This is a genomic window from Robertmurraya sp., assembly GCF_036676585.1.
Taxonomy (GTDB): domain Bacteria; phylum Bacillota; class Bacilli; order Bacillales; family Cytobacillaceae; genus Robertmurraya_A.
The window spans coordinates 1-2,780 of sequence record NZ_JAKFCQ010000190.1; the positions used below are offsets into that span (position 1 = coordinate 1).

The 2,780-nt window shown below is 37.8% G+C and carries 2 protein-coding genes and 3 pseudogenes; 2 read left to right on the forward strand and 3 right to left on the reverse strand.

Annotation, left to right across the window (positions count from 1 at the left end; all coding sequences use genetic code 11):
* Window positions 1-822: pseudogene (locus tag ACGLXV_RS23940) on the reverse strand (tyrosine-type recombinase/integrase); the annotation flags it as partial.
* Window positions 823-848: 26 nt separating this feature from the next.
* Window positions 849-1,520 (reverse strand): annotated as a pseudogene (locus ACGLXV_RS23945) (IS110 family RNA-guided transposase); the annotation flags it as partial.
* Here ACGLXV_RS23945 and ACGLXV_RS23950 point away from each other — a divergent pair.
* Both ACGLXV_RS23950 and ACGLXV_RS23955 read left to right on the forward strand, forming a co-directional pair.
* The gene (locus ACGLXV_RS23950) at window positions 1,509-1,811 is read left to right on the forward strand and encodes a LysR substrate-binding domain-containing protein (protein ID WP_391560600.1); all 303 of its coding nucleotides are present in this window, start codon (window positions 1,509-1,511) and stop codon (window positions 1,809-1,811) included. The pseudogene ACGLXV_RS23945 and the gene ACGLXV_RS23950 overlap by 12 nt on opposite strands.
* Window positions 1,812-1,946: 135 nt before the next feature.
* Window positions 1,947-2,333, forward strand: coding sequence for a VOC family protein (locus ACGLXV_RS23955; RefSeq protein ID WP_391560601.1), 387 nt, complete (start codon window positions 1,947-1,949; stop codon window positions 2,331-2,333).
* A 57-nt stretch (window positions 2,334-2,390) separates the two neighbouring features.
* On the opposite strand, the pseudogene ACGLXV_RS23960 reads toward ACGLXV_RS23955, so the two are convergent.
* Window positions 2,391-2,672 (reverse strand): annotated as a pseudogene (locus ACGLXV_RS23960) (transposase); the annotation flags it as partial.
* Window positions 2,673-2,780: the final 108 nt, after the last annotated feature.

A 2,780-nucleotide genomic window follows, 5' to 3' on the forward strand; every position in this document is an offset into this window, starting at 1 on the left:
CTGCTCTAATACATAGTCAGGAATATAATCAATTTGGTCGATAGATTTCTTCTTTTGCTTCGGTATATCCTCCGGGAAAATCAACAGCTTGACATAAGTTTCAGGTGCAATGTCATATTCATACCGTTGCATATCTCCTAGGATTACCTGGACGGCTTTCAAATTATATGAAATATATCTTTCAGGATGTGCATTTTTATTTTTTAGGTTATTCTGAGCATATTCATGTATCCATTCGAGGTATTGTAGGATATGAAATCGTTTTAAAGCCTTCAAATCTCTCCATGTTGGTTCAATTGAAAAGATGAAGGTAAGAAATGACGACAGTTGGGTTATGTAGGTAACAGCTGTACTCCATGAAAAGTTACTTTTACTTAGCAGTCGATGTTTGGTATACTTTTTCACTTGTTCTCGTACATTTTGTATCTCAATCTTCGAAAAATCAATCCAATTCCGGTTCTGACTTTTAATGTAATCAATCCCATATTTCTTATGGAGGATTCGAACATCCCAACGATCCTTGTCCCATTCCTCACGAGTATCTGTTAGTTCAAATAGAGAGGATTGAATTAATCGAAAAAAATTAGCTATGGCTCTATGTTGGAAGTAGGATTTCCCTAATAAAACACGATACCTATTTTCTTTAGTTTCCGTCCCATTTTCTTCTAACCAAAATATCCATTCCCGTTCGCCTTTTTCCACATTTAAATGAAGTAAAGAGGAAAGGTTGGGATATTTTTTATTCAGGAATGAGGTCAATTTTTTAAGAAAAGTTCTTTGACTGCAAAAAAAAGTGTTTAATGTCCATTCATCCTGAAACAACTTTTTATTCTCTCTGCGACTTCTTAATCTAGCAGTTCAATTTGCTCCGTTAGAAAATCGATGTGCGTTATAATGGTTTTGATCATCAGGCGTTGGTGAGGGCATACATAGCCCTTAAGAGCAAGTTCAAGTTCATCTTTTTTTCGTTTCAACGTGCGTTGAGCAAAGTTTGCTAGTATTTCAGGATCATCTTCACCTTTGGCTATAGCACGAAGCATTTTTTTAGATGACACCCCCATGATATCGGAAACAACAGAGCCCAGTTTGATATTCGCTCCTTCTCATACTTTTTGGATCCGATTATGTTGTCCAGCACGCTCCTCAATGATACTCCGACGATAACGAACAAGCTCCCGTAGTTCTCGTTGATTTCGATCCGGGATATAACTAGCTCGGAGAAGTCCATGACGAAAAAGTTGGCAAATCCATTCCGCATCCTTCACATCGGTTTTACGTCCTGGAACGGCTTTCATATGCGGGGCATTCACAACTAAAAATTCAATGTCTTCAGCTTCTAGTAAATTAACAATCGGTTTCCAATAAACACCTGTACTCTCCATCGCAACATGGGTACATCCATGTTGCTTAATCCAGTCCACTAACTGTAATAGAAAAACAGTTTTAGTCGAATACGTTTGAATCTCCTTTCCTTCTGGTGTCATGATACATGCAGTAATAGTGTCCTTGTGGACATCCATCCCACATTTGAAAAATACCTAGAAGAGCGAGGGATTGCGTCTTCTCAAATTATGGAGCTGTGGAGTATTGAAGCAATCAAACGATGTGTAATTAGTGGGCTTGGTATTGCTTGTTTACCTTTAATGACAGTAAATGATGAAATCAATCAAGAAAAGTTAAAGATAATTCCCTGTGACGGAGGCTTTAAAAAAATTTTCTCTCAAGTGGCTTATCACAAAAACAAGTGGATTTCTCCAGCCTTATCGGAGTTTATTGATATTACTTTGAAACATGCAAAAAGTTGGTCATAGATGAACTTATCCCGCTAACGAGGATCTATAGTGCAGGAAGGCTGCTTCGGAGCAGTCTTTTATTTTTTATTGAAAGGAGGATTGTTGAATAGCAAGTAGTATTATTAACTTTAGGGGATTAATCGTAAAAAGGGGATGATCACAATAAACATCAATCGATTGGATCATTTGGTTTTGACTGTAAAGAATATTAATAAAACATGTGATTTTTATAACCGAGTATTAGGAATGGAAGTTATAACTTTTGGAGAGGGGAGAAAGGCACTACAATTTGGACAGCAGAAAATAAACCTACATGAAGTAGGTAATGAGTTCGAACCAAAAGCAAAAATACCTATGTCTGGCAGTGCTGATCTATGTTTTATAACCGATGTCCAAATGTCAGATGTGATTCATCACTTAGGTGATTGCGGAGTACCAATTGAAGAAGGTCCTGTAAAAAGAACAGGTGCATTAGCTCCGATAACATCTGTTTATATAAGAGATCCTGACGGTAATCTAATAGAAATTTCAAATTATTAATTAAGATTTTAATTCACTTTTTAATGCTACCCTGAAGGATCGTAGGAATGAGCAGTTTTAGGAGGCTTGTGGGGTGGACAAGGTGACGGTATAACCTAGACTCTCCAGCTTACGAACCGTCTTTTTAACGATGACATCTTCCTGACGTCTTTCAAAGTAGTCTGCTCCGAGTTCCTTGTATTTTTCTTTTTTCGTTAATACATAGTAGGCAATGGTGAGGATCGAATGAGCGATCTCCGTGAGAGCGGATCGAAGGTATTTGTTTCCTTTACGAGATTTAGAGGACTTACGTTTACCCGCACTCTCGTTATGACCCGGGACAAGTCCGACCCATGAACAATCACGTCAAGCCCTAAATCTACGATGGATTGAATTAGAGGCTGATGTGTGAACCAAGAATCCATTAACACATGAGTGGCTGTTACTCCTGCATCTAAAGCTCTTTCA

Excerpts from the sequence above, each read along its gene's own strand:
- ACGLXV_RS23955 (WP_391560601.1), top strand. The coding sequence starts at position 1,947 with ATGATCACAATAAACATCAATCGATTGGATCATTTGGTTTTGACTGTA.